Genomic DNA, 22,743 nt, shown 5'->3' on the forward strand with positions numbered 1-22,743 from the left:
TTTTTAACTTATGGTAGTATTAATCGATGGTCTATCGCCACACTGCGAATTAAATTATGTTGTCCCACCAGCCGATTATCCTCATCGTCAATTCCGCCATATTCAACTAAATACCGCTCGCGCAAAGTTTGCATTGCAGCTTTTTGCCGCTCCTCACTGTAACCCTCGTCTTCTAAATTAATCACCCACCACTTTTCTTTGACTTCGCATCGATAAATTGAAGCCATACAAAACAAAACATAAGCATCATAAACGTCATTTTTGAGCCTTTCAAATGTCTTCTCAATCCGTTCTTTGATCTTCCTTCGCAAGACCTTCGTGTATGAGGCTAACTGCCACCTATCCTCATCTCCTTGAACTATTCCTTCGTTACGCGCTTCATCAATAGCCTCTTTTACCTCTTCAATATAACGACTGTTATCTTTCCAATAAGCCCTGACTTTCCCTCCATAAGAACCCTTAATTTCTCCAGCAATTGTCCGCAAGGCTAAAGGATGTCCATCATAAACTTCCCCAATTACTCGCAGGGGACTATGCGGTAATTCCAAATCGCCATCTAGTTCAGCTTTTTGAAATAACGCTACCTGTTCGGGGATTTCTAATCCTTTCAAAAGTTGGCAAGACCAGAGATTTCTGTAGCGTTCGCACTCTGCTTCAAACTTAGTTGGCCAATCCTGAGATGTAAGAATGAACCGACTTTGACAAGATGATTCTGCCAACAAACTCACAAAAAACTTACCCCACCACTCATCGGCAAAATCACCCCAGCCCTCTTCTTCATTTCCTGTCAATAGGTACTCAAGAGAATCTATGAGAATTAAATACCGATTTTCCCGCAAGCGTTTGACTAACCGCCGTAACAATTGCTCTGGTTTACGCTCCTCCTTTGGGACAGTTTCTCCCCACTTTTCCAGCCATTCCAGCGCCACACTGGCAAAATCTGAAGCTTTTTTATCATCTTCAAAATTATCCCTGAGTTCCGTCCAATCTCCTCGCAATTCCTCTACTAACTTTTCAGCCAAAGCAGTTTTACCGATACCTGTAATGCCAACCAATAGCAAGACACGACAGGAAGAAGTGACGCGATCGCTCAACTGTTGAATCAGACTTTCTCGCCCAACCCACGCATCGTCATAGACGCTAAAGTCCATATATGATGCAGTTTGCATAGTTGGGGTGTTATCAACAATTTCTTCCCAGTTTTCTATGCCAACTGCTTGACAAATGGCAACAAATACATCTTGCTGAATAGGTATTTTACGTCTAAATCGCTTCAAGGTTGCTTCTGAAGTTTTCGCCGCGCTATACCAAGCAACTGCTGTTGCTTGCCAGCCTTTCTTTCTTCTTTCGCGATCGACAATTTCTAGTCCTTCTTTCGATGCTTTTAGAGAAACAGCCATGCTTCAATAAATTTAATTTAACAGAATAATCTAAATTATTACCTATCTAAAATGAAGCATTCCGCACAAATATTCGATTCATACCTGATAATTTCAGGATTTTTACCAGCTTTACTCAAAACATGGCTTTTGGGCGGTTCATTTTTGGCTCAGTTCGATCGGCAGCGACAGATATGAGCCAAAACTAGAACGCTCAAACCTTTGTACATCAGAGATTCTAGAGATGTGAGAGCAAATTGGCGCCAATTGAACTTCTCCAGCAATCACACATATCGGAGTAGTCAAAAGATGGAATCTCAAAATCAACAACCTATCACCCACAGTGAGCAACCTGCAACAACGCCTGGGCGAGTTGAAACACCGCAATTTTCGCAATATTGGGTAACACTACCTGAATTAATTTTGGCTGTTGCTACTCTAACTGGTGCAAGCGCTACTCTGACCCGTGCAATGACTGAGTTAGTTCGAGTCTTACGAGGGAAAGACAAGAAGAAATAATACAGGACTTACGCACTGCGACCAAAGAAACCGGGTTTTTGCGAGAAGACACGTTACAGCGCGCAGATTTGGTAAAAACCCGGTTTCTGACCACCCGTGCGTAAATCCTAAGCTACTCACTCAGAATGACAGCGCAGCTTACCGTCCAGATTTTCTCGGCGGTGTACCGTTAGCCCGCGAACGACGGATCAGCACGCTCATCACCTGCTTCGGATTAGCTGCACGTTGTACGGGGCTCCAATCGCCGACTTGGGCAAATCCTAGTCGGTACAAAGTGAGTATGGTTTCCCTGACACCCTTGGGCGAACCGACAACGGTTAACAGCACCACTTCCTGTTCGCATACTGCTGCTGAGTCGTCATTTGGGCGATCCTCTTCGAGGGCTTCGCTAACGGATTTGTTGTCGTCAGGCACGAATTCCTGTGACATAATATGTTCTCCTGGTTTTGGGTTTTCTAGGAAAACCCAAAAACCCAGCCGCCCCGCAGTTCAACACATAGCAGGGCGGCTACAGAGGATGTTAAGATACTCCGTTAGCCTCCAGACTGCTGGTATCAGTTTGGCGGTTAGCTGTCCATTGCTGCTACCAACAGCTTTGGGCAGTGCAACTAGATTTTTGGGCGACGCGGGCTGCCTCCTCTACAAGCAAGCAACCTCTCACTTCCAAGCGTAGCCGCAGATGGGGGCCGCCGTCAATCGATTTTAGATTTTAGATTTTAGATTTTAGATTTGGGATTTGGGATTTGGGATTGAAGAATTGAGCCCCGGACTAATCTGGGGACTTTGGGGGTTTTGATGCGGGATTGGCGGGTTTTGGGCGATCGCACCAATGAGACTCACAAAACGATCGCCTTTTCAACTTACCAACTACAACGGCGATACTTTATCGCGTTCAATCTCCTCGTGGGGAGTTGTTTTGCCGTTCAAAATTGTGCCATCATCGGGCAGATTTTCTAATCGATCGCGCTTCCGAAAGCGATCGCGAGCCGAGACAACCACCACATACAGAACCGGCACCATAAACAAACTCAAGACAGTAGAAACAACCATCCCCCCCGCGATCGCATTCCCTAGCGATCTACGACTTGCCGCCCCCGCACCTTCCGGGTTAATTAGGGGAGCAATCCCCAAAATAAAGGATAAAGAAGTCATCAAAATCGGCCGTAAACGCTCTTGAGAAGCCTCAACTGCTGCCTTAGCAATTGAATATCCCTGCTCCCGTAACTGGTTAGCAAACTCCACAATTAAAATCGCATTTTTACTTGCCAATCCAATCAACATCACCAAACCAATCTGGCAATAAACATCATTCGCCAAACCCCGCAACGACTGAGCTAAAAGTGCACCCAAAATCGCCAGAGGCACCGATAGCAAAATAATGAAAGGATCGACATAATTTTCATACTGCGCCGCCAACACCAAGAACACAAAAATCAGCCCCAAACCGAAAATTATCGGTGCTTGACCGCCGGACTCAATTTCTTCTAAAGAACTCCCCGACCATTCATAGCCAAAACCCGACGGCAAAACTTGAGCCGCCACATTTTCCATTGATTTTATCGCCTGTCCAGAACTCGATCCCGGAGCCGGAGAGCCACTAATTTCAATTGACCTATATAAATTGTAGTGGTTAACAGTTTGCGCTCCCACCACCGGAGTGATCTTCACCAAATTGCTCAAAGAAATCATTTCATTCTTTCCAGATCGGACATACAATTTACTAATATCTTCAGGGTTATCACGAAACTGTTTATCCGCCTGAACATACACCCGATAATTGCGCTGCTGGAGATTAAAATCATTCACATACTGAGAACCCAGAGCCGTTTGTAACGTACTGAAAACATCATTAATGGGAATATCTAGAGCCTTAGCTCGATTGCGGTCAACTTCCACAAGTAACTGAGGCGTATTCGCAGCAAACGTACTAAATACCGCCTGCAATCCGGGCGTCTGATTCGCCTGCTTTAAAATCCCGCCCATAGTCTGAACTAGAGAATCTAAACCGCTGTTACCTTTGCGGTCTTGCAATTGAAATTGGAAGCCTCCAAATTGACCTAAACCTTGAATAGCCGGCGGATTCACAGGGAAAATTCTCGCTTCTGGAATCGCGAAAAATTTACCCCGCAATTTACCAATAATCGCTTGTACGGTTTGATCTTCACCTTCCCTTTCTTTCCAGGGTTTAAGGGTAGTAAATATAATCCCCTGATTGGAACTATTACCACTAAAACCAAAGCCACCTACAGAAAAAGTTCCCACAACTTCAGGAACTTTGAGGATTTCTTGTTCAACTCCGTCCATCACCTGCTGGGTGTATTGCAGCGAAACACCTTGAGGCCCTTGAATAATTGTCAGAAAATAACCCTGGTCTTCCTCTGGGATAAATGCTGTCGGTACTGCTAAATAAAGCCAAGCGGTGAATCCCAGAGAAGCAATAAACAACAGGGTAACAATGGTTTTAAATCGTGTTAAGAATATTAAGGAATCTCTATATTTCTTTTGCGTCCAATCCAGAAAAATATTAATGCGGTTAAACACCCAACCCAACGGGCCGCCAAACTTCTTACCTGGGCGCAGTAATATAGCGGCAAGTGAGGGAGTAAGAGTAACTGCCATAAAGGTAGAAAGCAGTACGGAAAAAGCAATTGTTAGGGCAAATTGTTTATAGAGTGCTCCCGTTGTCCCAGGGAAAAATGCCACTGGTACGAACACGGCCATCAATACTAAGGAAGTGGCAATTACAGCACTAAAAAGTTCCCGCATTGACTCGGAAGCTGCTTGGCGGGCATTCATACCTTGGCGGACTAGACGGTCAATATTTTCGACTACGATGATAGCGTCATCAACCACTAAACCTGTTGCTAAGGTAAGACCAAATAGAGACAAACTGTTAATCGTAAAGCCGAAAGCTTTGATAAAAGCAAATGTCCCAATCAAGGAAATGGGTATTGTGAGGGTGGGAATAATCGTAGTGCGCCAATCTTGCAGGAAAACAAAAATAACTATCACCACTAGCAAGACTGCTTCAAACAGAGTTTTGACTACTTCTGCCATTGACTCTTGGACAAATTGAGTCGTATCTAGTGCGGTTCTATGTATCACCCCCGGAGGGAAGTTTTTAGCTAATTTTTCCATTTCTGCTTTGACGGCCTGGGCAACATTTAGAGCATTACTTCCGGGTAATTGGTAAATCCCTAAACCCACCGCGTCATTCCCTCGAAATCGCAGAAAAGAGTTATAATTTTCTGCTCCTAATTCTGCTCTACCGACATCTTTTAACTTAACTAAAGTTCCATTTGCTTCGCTTTTAATAACTATGTCGTCAAATTCTGTGGGGCTTTTGAGACGACTTTCTGCACTCAAATCAATCTGATACATTTGCCCCTCTGGGGCGGGTTCTTGACCAATTCTTCCTACACCAACTTGCAAGTTTTGTTCATTAATTGCTCTTGTTATATCTTGCATTGTTAGATTACGAGCAGCTAATTTATTGGGGTCTATCCACAGGCGCATAGCATAGCGTCTTTCCCCAAAAATTCGCACGTCGCCCACGCCTTTTACTCTCTTTAAAGTATCTGCTAAATAGAGGTCGGCGTAGTTGCTTAAAAATATGGTATCGTATTCTTTATTTTCGGTAAATAATCCTATAGCCAGCAGCAGGCTGTTAGATTGTTTTGTAACTGTAACTCCTGTGCGTTGTACGACATCTGGCAGTTGTGGTTGAGCAACTGCAACTCGATTTTGCACATCGACGGCGGCGATATCTTTGTCGCGGGAAGTATCAAAGGTGGCTGTAATGGTGCTAGTTCCACTGTTAGTGCTACTGGAAGTTAGATATTTCAGTCCTTCAATGCCGTTAATTTGCCTTTCTAGGATGTTTGTTACCGCATTTTCGACAACTTCAGCATTCGCACCGCTATAGTTGGCTGTGACGTTGATTTGGGTAGGGCTGATGTCGGGGAAGCGCTCGATAGGCAGGCTGGGAATGCTGATTGCGCCTACCAAAACAATAATTAAGGCGCAGACGCTAGCAAAGACAGGTCGTTTAATAAAGAAATCTGCAAACATTATTTGGGTAATGGGTAGTTGTTAGTTGATTATTCCTAATTCCTAATTGCTAATTGCACTTGATATCATGTCCGAGCGATTAAGCATAATATCCCGGTCGGGGCGGGTTTTTGAGATTGTCAATTATTAGCAGGTATTGTTGGTGAACCCGCCCCTACAAAAATCACGGTTGCTCGACCGGACATGATATGAGTCAAAAATTTAAATTGCCCCCTTGTTAAGAGCTGAGCAATCAAGTAGTTTCACATAAAGTACGTAGTTGCGCTTTAGCGCTCTTAAGAGGTGAATTAAGAGCGCCCAAGCGCAACAACATACCTTATTTTTTGCCCCCTACTGGTAAATTTTTCCCTGCTCCTTCCCCTTCCTCTTGAGCCATAATGGGAGCGCCGTCTGTCAGGTTAAGGATGCCTGCCGTAACAATTTTTTCGCCGGCTTGCAAACCTTCGATAACTTGATAATTATTCCCCTCAATGGTTCCCAATTTCACGGACTTTTGCCGCGCTACTAAAGGTGGCATTCCAGGTTTTGGCTGTTGTGGCTTTTGAGCTGTGAAGACAAAAGTTTCTCCACCTAAGCGAGTGACTGCTGTTACTGGAACTAAAATTCCGGGGCTCTGTTTCCAGATGACTTTAGCTTTTACAAACTGGAGATTAAGCAGTTCGCCGCTGGGGTTGGGAAAGGTGGCTTTAGCTAAAATTGTTTGGGAATTGGCACTGACGTTGGGGGAGATAAAACTGATTTGACCTTGGGCGATCGCCTTACCTTGAGCATCGAGCATTTGTACTGGCAGCCCTAAGCGTAATTGAGGCTGCCGTTCCAAAGGAATTGATAACCGCAAGTCTAGCAATTGGTTCTCTGTCAGGGTGGCAATGGCATCACCTTTTTGCAAGAAATCACCTACTTTCACTGGTATGTCGCCGATGACTCCTGCGAAGGGCGCGATGACCGCAGTTTCTTGTAGTTGTACTTCAAAGCCGCGCACTTGAGCGGCGGCCTCGGCAACTTGCGCTTCAGCTTGATCGAGTTGTTCTTGGCGCGTACCATTTGCTAACTGCGCTAATCTGCTCTTGGCTTGTGCGACTTCTGCTTCGGCTTTGGCTATTTCCTCTGGGCGCGAACCCTTTTGCAATTGCTGCAAAGCTTGCCGCTGCTGTTGCAAGGCTGCTGTCCGGCGATCGATCTCGGCTTGTCTGTTTTTTTGTCGCTGCTGGAACCGCCTTTGAGCTTCTCGGAGATTGGCTTTGGCGCTGCCTTCTTTTTGGGTGTATTGCTCAAGGGTGTTGGCGGATTCTGCGCCTTCTTTTGCCAATGCCTGATATCTGGCAAGTTGCTGGCTGGCTAACTTTGCTTCGGCTGTGCTTGCTTCTATTTGCGCTCTTGCTTGGGCGATTTCTTCTAAGAGGCTACCTGTTTCGGCATCGGCGAGGTCGGCTTCAGCTTGGCTAACGCGGGCTTGGGCTTGACCAATTTCTTCGGGCCGAGAGCCCGATCGCAGTTGGGCGAGGTTGGCTTGGGCTTGGGCGACTTGGGCTTGAGCTTGGGCGATTTCTTCGGGCCTGGCTCCTGCTTGCAATTCGGCTAAGTGGGATTGAGCGCGGATCAGGTTGGCTTGGGATTGCCTCAAGTCAGCTTGGGCGCTGTCGCTTTTCATGCGGGCGATGGCTTGCCCTTTATTTATGAAGTCCCCGGATTTGACAAAAATCTCCGTGACTAGCCCTTCTACTTCGGGTTTGATTTGTACCGAACGCTTGGCTTCTAAGCTGCTAACAAATTCGGAAGCATCTTCGACTGAGCTGGTTTTTACGGCGGCGAGCTTGACTGGTATGGCTGGGGGTTGGGCTGCTGCTGCCGGTTGCTGTGCGCGATTCTGACCCGATTGCCACGAGTACCAGCCGAAACCTGCTGCGCCTGTGGCGATCGCGATCGCGGCAATTAGAGGCCAGCGCGATCGGGGTTTAGCAACAGGCTGGGGGTGATCATCGGCAACGGGGGGAAAATCCTCTGGTCGATCGCTGTCGGCATCGGTTGGGTGCAGTTCCGGTGTGGGAGGTTTTTGCTCTTCAGCTTCAACGACGGATTCTGGGGATTTAGAATAACTCATTGGCAGCACCACTTAGATTTTTTTTAACTTCTGACTGAGACTTGGGCGAAATCTTTGATTTTCCGGCGTTCCCCTCAAACATGGGGGAATAAGGACAAGCGATTTTAAACAGGATGGAATCGGGAAAGTCCCTTTTTAATGAGGTTGGGGTATGTGAAGCGCTTTAGTTTCATCACATTTAGCCAAGTCTGGGGGTGATTCTTTGTAGGAAAGCTTCTTGTTATTTCTCAAAAGTTACGATGACAGGCAAGATTGCACATCCTTCTTATGACTCACCTGAGTGGGTGAGTTGGAAGGATTTTCCCTTGGCTTCAGCGGATTCAGCGAAGGTTAGGGAGTCACGCACTCCGGCGATCGCACTTTTTTCCTTGGCTAGTTGCTCGGTTAACCACTCTATCTCTGACGCCAGCACTGACTTGCAGCGATCGCGAGAGGCGAATTGATAGTCATCGGTTAGTGGATATTCGCTCTTGAGGCTTTCGATGTAGTCTTGCCTGGTGTAACAGGCTCGCAAGCGGTGTTCCAATAGCTTCAGCCGTTCTGTCGGTTCTAAGTCGCCAAAAAAGAAAAACTTGATTTGGAACCGGGAACCACTGTTAACCCAGCTTTCTTGAGGGTGTTCGAGCATTTTTTGCCGCCAGAGTTCGCGCCCTTTGTCGGTAATTCCGTAGATTTTGCGCGGACAGCCCGCATCTCCGGCTTCTTCGGCTATTACCGAAATCTCCCCTCGCTCTTCCAAGCGCTTCAGCAGCGGGTAAATCGCTCCGTAGTTGACGCTGATGCAACTGCTCATAAACAGCTCCAGTTTTTGCTTTAGCCGGTAGCCGTGCAGAGGTTGCAACTGTAGCAGTCCAAGTGCGGATAATTCAAGCATTTATATCAAGTTGATATTATAGTCTGGATTATATCACTATATCGAACTCAAGGGCGATCGGGTAAATAGCTCGCTTCCCAACAAAATTAAATTTGATACATAAGTTATAATATTTGTCAATACCCTTAATATATATTATTTGAGGATCTAGAAAGGGCGATCGCTTTATATTATAGAATCCATTTGAGAAATAAGAAGAGTGCTAATTTACCTCGATTTCGGTCAGATGCTGCCTGGTCTTTGATGTCTCGGAATTGCTTTAATAGACTCTGCTCAATAGCTGCGATTTTTGCCGCATATCTCTTCTGATTAAGATCACCAGAACTTTTCTTGGCATGGGTTGATTGAATTTTAAAACCCTGAGAAATTTTAGTATTCCTTGATATTTTTTCTAGCAGCTAAGCTAACTGTTTTTTCCTAGCTCATAGTCAGAAATTATTTGTCCAATATAAATCATCCTAAATCCAGATGTTTTTACGGCCAGTCATCCTACTCACAATTACTTTTTAAGTACAAAGTATACCAGATTAGATGCTCTGAACCTGACACAGGTAGAGTCATTGCTCTTTATCTTACGACCCGAAATTAACGTCCTGTAATCACTTGAAATAGCCACCCAAAAAGCATCACGCTCAAGAAAATTACACCTCCGACAATTAACATTAAACCCAACAGCAAAGCCGCGACAAATAACCAATTGGCTTTTTTTCCCGGTTCGGGGGAACCTAAATGAGCATCTAGCAATTCTATATTTTTGACATTAGCTTTCCAAGTAACATCAAGCAAGTCTCCTGCTACGGGTACAGTACCAGCAACTGTATCAAATACGATGTTAGTGGCCATTTTGACTAAAGTCTCTTGTGGTACTCCCATTTGAGCGGATTTGAAGACAACATATCCTGCAAAAATTGAACTGATTAAATCGCCACCGCCCGGTATAAGTCCCAGTATCGGATCGAGTCCGATGCGGTATTTTGTGCCGGGAATCGGAATTGCATTGTCGAGTAAATGGCTGATGCGGCGGAGTCGGCGCAAGGATGCAACATGAGATGGGCTGGGAGTATTTGGGGAGGAATTTTGTATAGGAGAACGTGACATTTAATTGCTCTCGATTGCGATATTACTGCTAGTTTATGATATTTGTTGAAGCATATTCTAGTTTTGTCTCTATGCCTCAAGCAAGATTTTTAGCCGAAACAGCAGAAGCCCCACACTGAATTTAGAGGGGGATTTATCGAGGCGTAGCCGAGTACCCCCAATAAATCAGTGTGGGATGAATGCGCGACTGACGTAGGTACGTAGTCAGTCAGTAAATGTAAGGGACAGTCGATCAATCCACGCCTCTACCATCTGGGTGATAGTTTTCTCTCTGGCCTCCGCGACTGTTCTCAGTTTATTGAGACGCTTCTCAGATAACCGGATGTGCAAATTCTTGTCTTTCATGTCGTGTTGTCAATGCGAACACAATCATGTTAACATAACTTTCAAGGAGGGTAGATATGAGAACAGCTTATCAGTACAAGTTACGTCCAACAAAACAACAGGTCATTGAGCTAGACAGATGGCTATCCATGCTATGCTCTCAGTACAATTATCTGTTGGCTGATAGATTTAATTGGTACGAACAAAACCGTTCTCCCGTTAACGCCTGCCCTCTCGTTTGCTACCTACCTGAACTGCGAGACAATCCTGATTATTACTCACAAAAGAAAACGTTGCCTCAACTCAAGAAAACACATCCTTGGTATAGCGAGATATATTCGCAAGTCCTTCAAGATGTAGTTAAGCGAGTTAAGATAACATTTGACCGTTTCTTGAAAGGTGACAGCAACGGAAAACGTAGCGGGAAACCTCGTTTTAAGGCTCGGAACCGTTATCGCACTTTTACTTATCCACAGGTGAAAGAGGGTTGCTTACAGGGCAACTCGATCAACTTGCCAATGTTTGGGAAAGTTAAAGTTGTATTGCATCGCCCTATCCCTGATGGATTCAAAATTAAAACCGCATCTGTCACCAAGAAAGCTGATGGTTACTACCTTACGCTCTCCCTGGAAGACAAGACAGTTCCAGAGATTAAACCAGACTTTAATCCTCGTTCGATAACAGGTATTGATGTAGGACTGAAGGAGTTTTTGACAACCTCTGAGGGCGAAACAGTCGTTATTCCCCAGTATTACCGTAAAGAGCAAAAACGCTTACGGGTAATTCAAAAGCGAGTTTCACGTGGCAAGAAAGGCAGCAAGCGAAGGCAGAAATCGGTCAAGCAACTAGGGAAGTGTCACAAAAAAGTAGCTGACAAACGCAAAGATTTTCACTTCAAGACAGCTAATTGGCTGTTGTCAAAATATGACGTAATCGCGCACGAGGATTTAAACGTCAAAGGGCTAGTTCGTACAAGATTAGCTAAATCTGTGTTGGACGCTGGGTGGTCAAGCTTTCTGTCAATACTTGCAAATAAAGCCTCAAATGCTGGTTTGTTGGTTGTCCCAGTAAGCGCCCATAATACTTCACAAGATTGCTCTAATTGCGGAGAGAAAGTACCAAAAAAGCTGCATATTCGCTGGCATGATTGCCATCATTGTGGGTGTAGTCTTGACCGCGATCATAATGCGGCACTTGTCATCAAAAATAGAGCGGTGGGGCAACCCGTTCTTAAAGCTCAGTTAATGTCCTATGCAATAGCAGGAGTCGCCCAGAAGCCTACACCAATGGTGACAGCTTGTGTTGGTGTAGGAGTTGTCACTAATTTTAGTCGATCGACTTTGGTTTGTTTTTGAAAGAACAGAAACCCGGTTTCTGTTCAAAACCGGGTTTCTTCCGTCTAGCTGGGGGCTTTTAAATTAGCCTTTTATTTGTTGCCTTCTGTGAAGTCGGCGTCAATCACGTCGTCGCCGCCACCAGTGGGGCCGCCGTCTCCATAGCCACCAGGGCCACCAGGGCCGCCAGGGCCGTCAGTTGGGCCGCCTGCTTGCTGGTACAGGTTGCTGCTGACAGCGTAGAATGCTTGCTGCAACTCTGTTGTCAAGGTTTTGATCCGATCGTCATCTTCAGTAGCGATCGCATCGCGCAAGTCTTTGATCAAGCCTTCAACCTTAGTCTTGTCAGCAGCGGGAACTTTATCACCCAATTCTGCCAACTGCTTCTCAATTTGATAGGCTAAAGAATCGCCTTGGTTTTTGCGATCGATCCTTTCGCGACGTTCCTTGTCAGCAGCCGCATTCGATTCGGCTTCCTTCACCATGCGCTCGACTTCATTGCTGGGCAAAGTAGAAGCACCAGTAATGCTAATCGATTGCTCCTTACCAGTACCTTTATCCTTAGCAGCTACATTCAAAATACCGTTAGCATCGATATCGAAAGTAACTTCAATTTGAGGTACGCCACGGGGGGCTGGTGGAACTCCATCTAAGCGGAATGTTCCCAAATCCTTGTTATCATTTGCCATTTCCCGTTCGCCTTGCAAAACGTGAATTTCCACGTTTGTTTGGCCGTCTACAGCAGTCGAAAAAGTTTCCGACTTCTTGGTAGGAATAGTGGTGTTGCGGGGAATGATTTTGGTCATCACGCCACCCAAGGTTTCGACGCCCAGAGACAGCGGAGTAACGTCGAGCAACAAGATGTCTTTGACTTCGCCGGAGAGTACGCCGGCTTGAATTGCTGCACCGACTGCGACCACTTCATCCGGGTTTACCGTTTGGTTGGGGTCTTTGCCAAGGAGTTTTTTGACCAGTTCTTGCACCGCAGGAATCCGCGTAGAACCACCAACTAAGACGACTTCATTAATTGCAGATTTGTCTAATTTGGCGTCGCGGATCGCATTTTCTACGGGGATGCGAGAGCGATCGATCAAATCCGAGCACAGTTCTTCAAACTTGCCCCGCGTCAAAGTCGTGTCCAAGTGTTTTGGCCCGTCTTGAGTCGCGGTAATAAACGGCAGGTTGATTTCTGCTTGGGTAACGCTCGAAAGCTCAATCTTGGCTTTTTCTGCTGCTTCCGTCAGGCGTTGCAGTGCTTGTTTGTCTTTGCGAAGGTCAATGCCTTCGGCTCTTTGGAATTCGTTAGCGATGTAATCAACAATTTTTTTGTCGAAGTCGTCACCGCCGAGGTGAGTGTCTCCAGAAGTTGCTAACACTTCAAACACGCCGTCGCCTACTTCGAGAATAGATACGTCGAAAGTACCGCCACCTAAGTCAAATACGAGGATGGTTTCGTTGCTCTTTTTATCTAACCCGTAAGCTAAAGCTGCTGCTGTAGGTTCGTTAATAATCCGCAGCACTTCTATACCGGCAATTTTTCCCGCGTCTTTCGTAGCTTGGCGCTGGGAGTCGTTAAAGTAAGCGGGAACAGTAATTACCGCTTGGGTAACAGTTTCGCCGAGGTATTTGCTGGCGTCTTCTACCAGTTTGCGGAGAACTTGTGCAGAAATTTCTTCTGGAGCAAATTGCTTGCCACGGGCGGGACAGTCTAGTTTGAGGCTGTTGCCAACTTTGAGGACTTTGTAGGAAACTTCAGTGGTTTCGTGGGTTACTTCATCAACCCGACGCCCGATAAACCGTTTTACTGAGTAAAAGGTGTTTTCGGCGTTCATCACGGCTTGACGCTTGGCGATTTGTCCGACAAGTTGATCCCCATTTTTAGCATATGCTACTACAGAAGGTGTGGTGCGACCCCCCTCGGCGTTGGCTATGACGGTGGGTTTGCCGCCTTCCATAACTGCGACGCAGGAGTTTGTCGTACCTAAGTCAATTCCAACTACTTTTCCCATAGGGGTGTTCCGGCTCCAATCTCTACAAAATTTTGGTGTTTTATCTGTGCGATAGTCTGGTTATTCAGGACTGCCATTTTACCTCGCGGTTTACGGGTAGTGAGTCCTGCTTTAATACAGTCTTCGATAGGGTGCTTATCTCTATACTGCGGGCGGTTAGACCAAGCGATGAAGGCGTGTTTACCGAACCTTTTGGGGGACGGTTGCATCCGTGAGGCTTGCACCGCTACAGTTGTTGACTGCTTTTCTTTACTCTTCCCAATGTACGGTGTGTGATGGATTCGGGTATTGTGGCAAACCGTATACGTTGTGTTGTATTTGCCGTCTTTGTTGTATAAATTTTGTTTGGTTGGTAGGGGCGATCGGTTTTTTGGCTTCCAATCAGGTTTAATATCAATTCTGAAAAGGGACAGGGCATTGCCCTGTCCCTACTCGTTTACTTCCAGGCTGTGCCTCGGAAGGAATATATTGTTGAGGCAGAGCCTGAAGTCCGCCTCTTGGGAATCTCGGAAAATTCAAGAATTTTCCAGCTTTTAATTGCTATTTTTTACCGATCAGCAGAGCTGCAGGAAAGTAACTCAGAGCTTCACCAATTGCCAACGTACCGTTACTTTCTACCGCCTGATTTGTAATTGCATCTTTCCAAACCGACGGCATTTGTTCGGATAATTTCAAATTAGTATCTTTCCAGATTTGTTTGCCGATCGGCATTTCTTCCGGTTTGACAATTCCCGTCAAAAACCGGGGAGCAATGACAATAACGGTAGTCTCTCCAAAGCTTCTGGCAAAGGCAACAACATTATCTTTAAACGTGCCAACTGCTTGCAGGGGCACATAGTCGCCTGATTGAAAAACTTGCAAGTATTTTTTTCTCGCGTCTAGCGCTCTTGCCGTCAAAAACAACTTAATTCTAGCGTCTTCTCGCGTCGCAATCAAATCTTCAACCAGTTGCAAAATATCCGTCTGAGCTTGCTCTTTTATTTCCCGCAAAACCTCGATTCTGCGCTCATAATCAACGGGACGGCGGTTATCGGGATCGACGTGGCTTAAATCCCAAAATTCCGTCCCTTGATAAATGTCGGGAACGCCCGGAGCCGTGATTTTCAGCAGCGTTTGAGATAAAGAATTGAAAATTCCGTAATTAGCTACCTTTTTACAGAAAGGTGTAAATTTGTTGAGAAACTGATTTTGTTCCGAAGGTTCGAGAACGCTATCGACAAAGGTCATAAAACCAGCTTCGTAGTCGTTATCCGGTCTCAGCCAAGCCGTATAAACTTTTGCTTCGCGGACAGCTTTAATGACATAATCTTTCAGGCGATCGACATAATCAGTGTTTTCAATTCCCTCAAAGGGAAAACTGCCTAGCAGAGTTTGGTACAGGAAGTATTCGTCATTAGTATCTGGAACCATTCGATTCACAAAGTTGACTTTCTTAGAAGAGTTTACCTCTCTCCAAGACCTGACTTGCTGTTCCCATTCATCGGGAATTTCTGACAAAACGTTTATTCTGGCTCGCACATCTTCGCCGCGTTTGGTATCGTGGGTAGCTGTAGCATTCATTTTGTGCGGCCAAGCTACTTGCTGCTTTTGGTTGAACTCGTGAAAATCTACCAGCGACACGCCGAACTGACTGGGATTTCCTCCCACTTCGTTGAGGGATAAAAGCCGATAGTAGACGTATAAAAGGGTGTCTTCAACGCCTTTTGCCATTAATGGGCCTGTCAACTGCTGGAGTTTCATTACAAAGTGCCGGCGCTGCTCTTTTTGTTCTGGTGTTAGAGTTTCTTCTTCTTCGAGTAACAGCACCGTTTCGATAAATTTAAGTTCCTTGAGGAGTCGGGGTACTTGTTGTTTGGCATGGGCGATCGCATATTTTACGTAAGTGCGATCGGACTCTCTCAAACCGTCTTGATTGATGTAAGTTCGGTAGACTGGAAAAATTGTCAAAACAGCCGCCAATGCTTTTTCCAAACCGGGACGAGTAAAGTCATTTCCCTGTCTCGATTGACCAGAGATATTCTTCAAAAGTTGAGCTAGATTGTCTACGTCTCCCGCCAAGTTTTTCTCAACAATCAGCCCTTTTTTATCTAAAAACAACTGTTCGTAGGGAACGTTCAAGCGAGTAAATCTCTGATATATTTCGGTAAATTGCTGTTCGCGATCGCACCGACAAAAAACGCCGTTTACGTAATTCAAAAAGTCGTAGCCGCTAGTTCCCTCAATCGGCCAATATGACGGCAAATCTTCTTCGTGTTCCAGAATCTTTTCAACAGTGATGTAAGTGTCTGGGGTTTTCTCCCGGAGCCGTTTCAAATATTCTGTGGGATCGTACAGTCCGTCGATGTGGTCGATTCTCAATCCGGTAAACTTTTCCTCATCAACCATGTCGAATATCAGAGCATGGTTTTTGTGAAAAACTTTAATCTCTTCAACTTTTACCGAAATAAGTTCGTTGACCGTAAAAAACCTTCGGTAGTTAATTTCTTCGGCCCCCACTTTCCAGAAAGCCAGACGGTAAAACTGCTCGGAAAGCAATTCGTCTAGCAAATTAAAGCTTTCGGGATTTCCCTTTTCTCCGTTAAAAACTTTGATATTTTCATCTATGAATTCCTGTACAAGGGGATTTTGATTGTAGAGTTCCCACAGCAGTCCTTTGACAAAAGCTATCTGATCGTATCTGGTTTTACCTTTAGTTTCTGAAGGGGTATTTTTAATCAAATAAAGAATTCCTAAAAACTTGATAAAATCTGGATGGCGTCTGCCTAATTCTCTGGCTAACTGCCCCAAATTCTGACTGATAAATTTAGCATAAGATTCAATTCTTACTGGCAATTGTAAGCTATAATAATTGATACTCAGCCCAATTTCGCTGTATTTGAGTTGAATCTCGCCATTTTCCAGACACTCTCCATAAAAATTGCCCAGCAGCGGAGCCAGCACTCGACCCCTGAGATGTTCGTAAGCGTGATTCCATTCAATATCAAAGTAATCAAAATAGTCGGAATCTGGCCCGTGTTCCAATACGTCTAACAGCAGCAAATTTTGAGTGTCGTAAGCCATGTGGTTCGGAACAATATCTTGCAGCCATCCCATGTTCCGTTTCTTGATTTCGTATGTGAGGGCTTCAAAATTTTCTGATGTTCCCAAATCGGGATTTATCTGATTTGAGTCAACGACATCGTATCCGTGAGAGCTGCCTTTTCTGGCTTTAAATATTGGTGAAGCGTAAAGGTCGGTAATTCCTAAATCTTCCAGATAGCTAAGGATTTGTTTGGCGGCTTCAAAGTTAAAACCTCCATGAAATTGAATCCGATAAGTAGTTGTGGGAATTCTCATTATGTTAATTTTACTCCAGGTTTTTTAGGGTTTTCTTTTTTAATATATGAGGCAGAGCCTCCTCTACTGCATTCCCCGGCGGAGGCTGGGAACGACAGAGGCTCTGCCTCCCGTTTCTTCTGGGACTACATTCCGCAACATAGCCTGAGAACGAGAGAGGTTCTGCCTCCTGTTTCTTGTTCCTAGGCTCTGCCTGGGAACGCCTGTATTTGAGGCTCTGCTTCCCGTTTTAATTATTCTAATTCGTAAAGTGCGAAACTCTGCGGTTTAACGGTCAATTTTTGCTCGGAAGTTATCTTTTCAGGCAAGCTAGAACCTGAACCCATCCATTTTTCATCAGCAGAGTCTAAAATTTTGTGACCGTTGCCTTGGGGAAGTGCAGCCGTAAAAGCTACCTCTTGCCTGTTGAAGTTTAGAATGCAGAATATCTGGCTGTCATCTGTCCAACGACGTAGAAATAAGATTTTTTCCGCTTCAATGCTGGACACTTCTAGACTGTTTTTGTCGAGTTTTTTAAGGGCTGGTATTGTCCGCCGTAGGTGAATCAAATGTTGGTGCCATTCCCAAAGGATTTTGTGTTTGCCTTGGGTTTGTTTTTCCCAGTTTAACTTACACTTATCGAAAGTCTCAGGACTCTGAGGGTCTTGAAACTCGCCTCGGCCTTCAAAGGCTTTAAATTCTTGTTGTTTGTCTTTGCGGATAGCTTCAATTAAGTTTTCGTCCGAGTGGGAAACGAAGTAAAAAAACGGTGCTTCTTCTCCGTATTCTTCTCCCATAAAAAAGAAGGGAATGTAGGGAGAAATTAAGACAGTGCCTGCTGCAAGTTTCAATCCTTCAAAGTCAACTATTTTGGATAGTCGGTCTCCCAAAATGCGGTTGCCGATTTGGTCGTGGGTTTGGGCAAACACCAGAAATTTATGACCCGGTTCATCCTTAACAGAATTGCCGTGTTTCCGCTTTCTGTGGGGGGCGTACTGACCGGAGTAAACAAAGCTTTCTTTGAAGGCTTTTTCTAAGTGTTCGCACTTGCCGTAATCTTGGTAGTATCGGTCGTCTTCTCCGGTGAGCAAAGCGTGCAGTGCGTGGTGGAAATCATCGCACCATTGGGCGTCTAGTCCGAAGCCACCGAGTTCTTTGGGACGTATAGTGCGGACATCATTTAAGTCACTTTCGGCTATTAAGTAAAGTTGCCGTCCTAGTTCTTGGGAAATATCGGCTGTGGCATCGGATAGTTCTTGTAAAAAAGGTCTTGCACCTACTTCAAATATTGCTTGAATGGCATCTAATCTCAGGGCATCGATGTGATAGTCTCGAAACCAGTAGAGGGCGTTTTCAAGAAAGTAGTTACGCACGCCGTCGCTGTAGGCGTCGTCGAAGTTGAGGGGGTCTCCCCAAATCGAGCCGTATTTTGAGGTAAAGTAGGGGCCGAAGTCCCTGAGATAATTTCCTTCGGGGCCGAGGTGGTTGTAAACTACATCGAGAATTACTGAAATGCCCTGTTCGTGGCAGGCGTTGACAAGTGTTTTGAAGCCTTCGGGGCCGCCGTAGGAGTTTTGAACGGCGTAGGGATATACGCCGTCATATCCCCAGTTTCGCTCGCCCGGAAATTGGGCTACTGGCATTATTTCGATGGCGTTGATTCCCAATTCTTTAAGTTGTTTTAGCTGGGGAATTATTGCTTCAAAGGTTCCGGCTTGGGTGAACGTGCCGACGTGCAGTTCGTAAATAATCATTTCGGCTAGCGGCACGCCTTGCCAATTTGTGTCAGTCCAAGTAAAAATATTTTCATCTATTACTTGCGACGGAGCGTGTACGCCTTGGGGTTGATATTTTGAGGCTGGGTCTGGTCGGTCGGTTTTTCCTTCGATTTGGTAGGTGTAAAGGGTTCCTGGTTCGATGTCTGTAGCTGTGGTTTGCCAATAACCTTCTGCGGATTGTTGCAGGGGTATCAGGCGTTTTTTTGGGGAAACAATTTGGACGGCGATTTGTTTGAGGGTGGGCGCCCAAACGGTAAATTCACATTGGTTATTGCCGAGGTAATTTGCTCCTATCTTCACTTTGAGCTGTTCTCCTTATAAAATAGGTTGGTAGTTCGATCGCCCGACGCGCTATCAAATGCTTGCCCTTAACGTTCAGCGCCTGTTTAGACGGTAATATTACTTAATATAACAAACAACTAACTTTAGACAGAGGCATCAAAGGGGAAAATTGGGTAAGCGGCAAAATTAGCGGTTGGTGAGGTCGAAATTAGAGCAGGAATCGGCACGGGGCCGATCGCCAAATTAACGGCCTGCAAGCGTTAATATTTCTGGTTGATATCATGTCGAAAATCTACCTAAAGGTAGGTCAAAAATCAGCGCGAGTGTGGACTTTATGGTTATGGCTTTTGGACGGGAAATCTGCTGCAATCTCGACTCAGCGGAGTCTCGCGAGTGGTTGGTCACAAACGGGATCGGCGGTTACGCTAGCGGGACGATCGCAAATCTCCTCACCCGCCGCTATCACGGCTTGCTGATAGCCGCCCTCAAACCCCCGCTGGGACGCACTTTGATGCTCGCCAAGCTGGACGAGACGGCTGTGTATCACGATCGCGCCTATCCGCTTTATACAAACCGCTGGGCCGACGCGACGATGGAACCCCACGGCTACAAATACATCGAAAGCTTTCACCTAGAAGGCACGACGCCTGTTTGGAGGTTTGCTCTCGCCGACGCTATCCTGGAAAAGCGGATTTGGATGCAGCAAGGTGCTAACACAACATATATTCAATACCGCTTGCACCGCGCCTCACAACCGATCGCCCTCGCTGTCAAAGCCCTAGTAAACTATCGCGACTACCACCACACAACGAGCGTCGGCGACTGGCAGATGAGCCTACAAACCTTGGAACGCGGGGTTTGCGTGACTGCATTTCCCAAGTCTGTACCCCTGTACCTGCTGACGGATGCCGAACCAGACGCGAATTTTCGAGTTTCTACGCCTTTATACAATTGGCATTACGGATTTGACCTAGCAGCCGAAAAGCGGCGCGGATTGGACTACTGCGAGGATCACTTGCACGCGGCGACTTTTCACATGACGATCGCACCGGGAAGTTCTCTCACATTGATAGCCAGCACCGAGAAAAATACCGAACTCAACGGCGGTACTGCTTTAGAAGTGCGTCGCACTTATGACCAACAACTGCTGCAAAACTGGTCAAAAGTGAGCGAATCTCCCGACTGGATCAATACCTTAGTGCTCGCCGCCGACCAATTTATCGTCAGCCGCCCGCTACCGGAGGAACCCGAAGGCAAAACGATCATCGCCGGATACCCCTGGTTCAGCGACTGGGGGCGCGACACGACGATCGCCCTACCCGGTCTCACAATCTGTACCGGGCGATGGGAAATTGCGCGATCGATTTTGCGGACATTTGCGCGGTATGTCGATCGGGGGATGCTGCCGAACCGCTTCCCGGATGCGGGCGGCGCACCGGAATACAACACGGCAGACGCCACTCTGTGGTACTTTGAGGCAATTCGCACTTATATCGATGCCACGGGGGACGACGAACTTTTGAGCGAACTCTGGCCGGTGTTATGTGAGATTGTTGACTGGCACTTGCAGGGTACTCGGTATAATATCCGCGTCGATCCCGATGACGGTTTAATCTACGCGGGCGAAACCGGCGTGCAACTGACTTGGATGGACGCGAAAATCGGCGATTGGGTGGTGACGCCTCGGATTGGTAAGCCGATCGAACTCAGCGCGCTTTGGTACAATGCTATACAAGCTATGGCAAGTTTTGCTCGAAAATTGGGCAAGCCTCACAATGAATACCAGCAATTGGGCGATCGAACAGCCGCCGGATTCCCTCGCTTCTGGAACGCCTCAACCGGTTACTGTTACGACGTTCTGGACGGCTCCGACGGACACGATACCTCCCTGCGGCCCAACCAAATATTCGCCGTATCCCTGCCCCTAGACTCGATTCCTCCTCACTCCGCCAACTCCTTGTCAGCGGGGATGCGCCAGGAAACCCGCTATACACCGTTACTGACGCCCATCCAGCAGCGCGGCGTGGTGGACGGCTGCGCCCAACAGCTTCTGACTTCTGTCGGCCTCCGCAGCCTCTCGCCGCAGCACCCGCAGTATTGCGGGGCATACGGAGGCGACCAATTGCAGCGGGACAGCGCCTACCACCAGGGCACAGCTTGGGGCTGGCTGATTGGCCCGTTTGTCTTGGCGCACTTGCACGTATACAAAAACCCAGCACAAGCGAGGGAATTCCTCGAACCGATGGCACATCATATAAGGGCCGGCGGAGTTGGCAGTCTGGGCGAAATTTTTGAGGGCGACGCCCCCCACTCGCCGCGGGGCTGCACGGCTCAAGCTTGGACTGTGGCTGAGGTGCTGCGGGCTTGGTTGGCAATTAATACTGTGGGTGTTTAAATGGGGAATGTTATCTTTGGTGGAAAAAGAGATTTATGGCATTATTATTAGCGGGCGATATTGGCGGAACTAAGACAATTTTGCGCTTAGTGGAAAGGACTGTTAACGGTGAAATGAACGCTCTTTACGAGTTCCGCTATCCCAGCGGGGAGTTTCCAGATTTAGTGCCGATGGTGCAGCAGTTTTTGACGGAAGCTACTATGAAATTGGATTTTGCGCCATTGCCTGAAAAAGCTTGTTTTGCGATCGCAGGCCCGGTGGTTAACAACACTGCAAAACTGACTAATTTGCCTTGGGTGCTGGATGCGAAGCGTCTGGAACAAGAATTAGGAATATCCCGCGTCAGTTTAATTAATGATTTTGTTGCGGTTGGCTACGGTGTGTGGGGTTTGGATGCTAAAGATTTGCACATTTTGCAAGTCGGAAAACCCCGCCAACACGATCCAATTGCTGTTATTGGTGCGGGGACTGGTTTGGGAAATTGTTTTGGAATTCCCGAGGCAAATGGCATCAGGGTTTTTTCTTCGGAAGGGGGACACGGGGATTTTGCTCCTCGTTCGGAGTTGGAGTTTGAATTGCTGAAATATTTGTTAGCAAAACACGACATTCAAAGAATATCGATCGAGCGTGTGGTTTCGGGACAAGGGATTGTTTCAATTTACCAGTTTTTGCGGGACAGAAAGTTTGCTCCTGAATCGCCGGAGGTAGGGGAAGTTATCAAAAAATGGGAGTCAGAAATCGGGAAAACTGAAAAGACTGTCGATCCGGGGGCGACAATTGCACAGGCGGCCCTCAAAAAGTGCGATCGGCTTTCGGAACAAACAATGCAAATGTTTGTAGAAGCCTACGGTGCAGTGGCGGGAAATCTGGCTGTGACACTGTTACCTTACGGCGGTTTGTACGTAGCCGGCGGCATTGCTGCTAAGATTTTGCCGCTGATGCTAGAAGGGGGTTTTATGCGAGCTTTTACGCACAAAGGCCGGATGGATTCGCTGTTAGAAATGATGCCTGTTCGTCTTGTTTTGAATCCCAATGTAGGGTTAATTGGTGCGGCTGTTTGTGCGGCCGGTCTTTAGGAGATTGCAAATATTTGGGGCGGGCAAGATACCCACCCCACAAGAATTTTTGTGGCACAGGCATCTTGCCTGTGCAAAGAGTTTGGGCGGGCAAGATGCCCACCCCACAAGAATCCTTGTGGCACAGGCATCTTGCCTGTGAAATCCTTGTGGCACAGGCATCTTGCCTGTGAAATCCTTGTGGCACA

At 46.6% G+C, this 22,743-nt stretch carries 15 protein-coding genes; 6 read left to right on the top strand and 9 right to left on the bottom strand.

Annotated elements, in window-relative coordinates:
• Positions 1–8 precede the first annotated feature (8 nt).
• The gene (locus QUB35_RS01630; protein ID WP_333138739.1) at positions 9–1,400 is read right to left on the bottom strand and encodes an ATP-binding protein; all 1,392 of its coding nucleotides are present in this window, start codon (positions 1,398–1,400) and stop codon (positions 9–11) included.
• Between the two features lie 51 nt (positions 1,401–1,451).
• On the opposite strand from QUB35_RS01630, the gene QUB35_RS01635 reads away from it, so the two are divergent.
• Together QUB35_RS01635 and QUB35_RS01640 are read left to right on the top strand one after the other, a co-directional pair.
• Positions 1,452–1,577 carry a hypothetical protein gene (locus tag QUB35_RS01635; RefSeq protein WP_333138741.1) on the top strand — a complete coding sequence of 42 codons (126 nt, stop codon included), beginning with the start codon at positions 1,452–1,454 and terminating at the stop codon, positions 1,575–1,577.
• Positions 1,578–1,688: 111 nt separating this feature from the next.
• On the top strand, positions 1,689–1,898 hold the full coding sequence (locus QUB35_RS01640) for a hypothetical protein (protein WP_333138743.1): 210 nt from the start codon (positions 1,689–1,691) through the stop codon (positions 1,896–1,898).
• 138 nt (positions 1,899–2,036) lie between these two features.
• Here the strand turns inward: QUB35_RS01640 and QUB35_RS01645 are convergent, their stop codons facing one another.
• Positions 2,037–2,327, bottom strand: a complete 291-nt coding sequence (locus tag QUB35_RS01645) for a hypothetical protein (RefSeq protein ID WP_333138746.1) — start codon at positions 2,325–2,327, stop codon at positions 2,037–2,039.
• 88 nt (positions 2,328–2,415) lie between these two features.
• On the opposite strand from QUB35_RS01645, the gene QUB35_RS01650 reads away from it, so the two are divergent.
• Positions 2,416–2,571 carry a hypothetical protein gene (locus QUB35_RS01650; protein ID WP_333109569.1) on the top strand — a complete coding sequence of 52 codons (156 nt, stop codon included), beginning with the start codon at positions 2,416–2,418 and terminating at the stop codon, positions 2,569–2,571.
• Positions 2,572–2,765: 194 nt separating this feature from the next.
• On the opposite strand, the gene QUB35_RS01655 is transcribed toward QUB35_RS01650, so the two are convergent.
• The 4 genes from QUB35_RS01655 to QUB35_RS01670 all read right to left on the bottom strand — a co-directional run bounded on the left by QUB35_RS01655 (position 2,766) and on the right by QUB35_RS01670 (position 10,042).
• Positions 2,766–5,969 carry an efflux RND transporter permease subunit gene (locus QUB35_RS01655; protein ID WP_333138748.1) on the bottom strand — a complete coding sequence of 1,068 codons (3,204 nt, stop codon included), beginning with the start codon at positions 5,967–5,969 and terminating at the stop codon, positions 2,766–2,768.
• A 316-nt stretch (positions 5,970–6,285) separates the two neighbouring features.
• Positions 6,286–8,070 carry an efflux RND transporter periplasmic adaptor subunit gene (locus QUB35_RS01660; protein WP_333138750.1) on the bottom strand — a complete coding sequence of 595 codons (1,785 nt, stop codon included), beginning with the start codon at positions 8,068–8,070 and terminating at the stop codon, positions 6,286–6,288.
• 265 nt (positions 8,071–8,335) lie between these two features.
• Positions 8,336–8,944: a PadR family transcriptional regulator gene (locus tag QUB35_RS01665; RefSeq protein WP_333138752.1), complete on the bottom strand. Its 609-nt coding sequence runs from the start codon at positions 8,942–8,944 to the stop codon at positions 8,336–8,338.
• A gap of 585 nt (positions 8,945–9,529) precedes the next feature.
• Complete coding sequence (locus tag QUB35_RS01670) at positions 9,530–10,042, bottom strand: DUF4112 domain-containing protein (RefSeq protein WP_333138754.1); 513 nt, start codon at positions 10,040–10,042, stop codon at positions 9,530–9,532.
• A 401-nt stretch (positions 10,043–10,443) separates the two neighbouring features.
• Here QUB35_RS01670 and QUB35_RS01675 point away from each other — a divergent pair, with 401 nt between their 5' ends.
• Entirely contained in the window at positions 10,444–11,721 is a 1,278-nt protein-coding gene (locus QUB35_RS01675; protein WP_333138756.1) for a transposase, read from the top strand.
• A 71-nt stretch (positions 11,722–11,792) separates the two neighbouring features.
• On the opposite strand, the gene dnaK is transcribed toward QUB35_RS01675, so the two are convergent.
• From dnaK to treZ, 3 genes are all read right to left on the bottom strand, one after another.
• A complete protein-coding gene (dnaK, locus tag QUB35_RS01680; RefSeq protein WP_333138758.1) occupies positions 11,793–13,709 on the bottom strand; it encodes a molecular chaperone DnaK in 1,917 nt (638 codons plus the stop codon).
• 540 nt (positions 13,710–14,249) lie between these two features.
• Complete coding sequence (treY, locus tag QUB35_RS01685) at positions 14,250–17,045, bottom strand: malto-oligosyltrehalose synthase (protein WP_333138760.1); 2,796 nt, start codon at positions 17,043–17,045, stop codon at positions 14,250–14,252.
• A gap of 233 nt (positions 17,046–17,278) precedes the next feature.
• Positions 17,279–19,102, bottom strand: coding sequence for a malto-oligosyltrehalose trehalohydrolase (gene treZ, locus QUB35_RS01690; protein ID WP_333138762.1), 1,824 nt, complete (start codon positions 19,100–19,102; stop codon positions 17,279–17,281).
• Between the two features lie 316 nt (positions 19,103–19,418).
• On the opposite strand from treZ, the gene QUB35_RS01695 reads away from it, so the two are divergent.
• On the top strand, positions 19,419–21,479 hold the full coding sequence (locus QUB35_RS01695) for an amylo-alpha-1,6-glucosidase (protein ID WP_333138764.1): 2,061 nt from the start codon (positions 19,419–19,421) through the stop codon (positions 21,477–21,479).
• 35 nt (positions 21,480–21,514) lie between these two features.
• On the top strand, positions 21,515–22,555 hold the full coding sequence (locus QUB35_RS01700; protein ID WP_333138766.1) for a glucokinase: 1,041 nt from the start codon (positions 21,515–21,517) through the stop codon (positions 22,553–22,555).
• The last annotated feature ends 188 nt before the right edge of the window (positions 22,556–22,743 follow it).

The sequence above is a fragment of the Microcoleus sp. B13-B6 genome (genome assembly GCF_036705405.1).
GTDB lineage: Bacteria > Cyanobacteriota > Cyanobacteriia > Cyanobacteriales > Microcoleaceae > Microcoleus.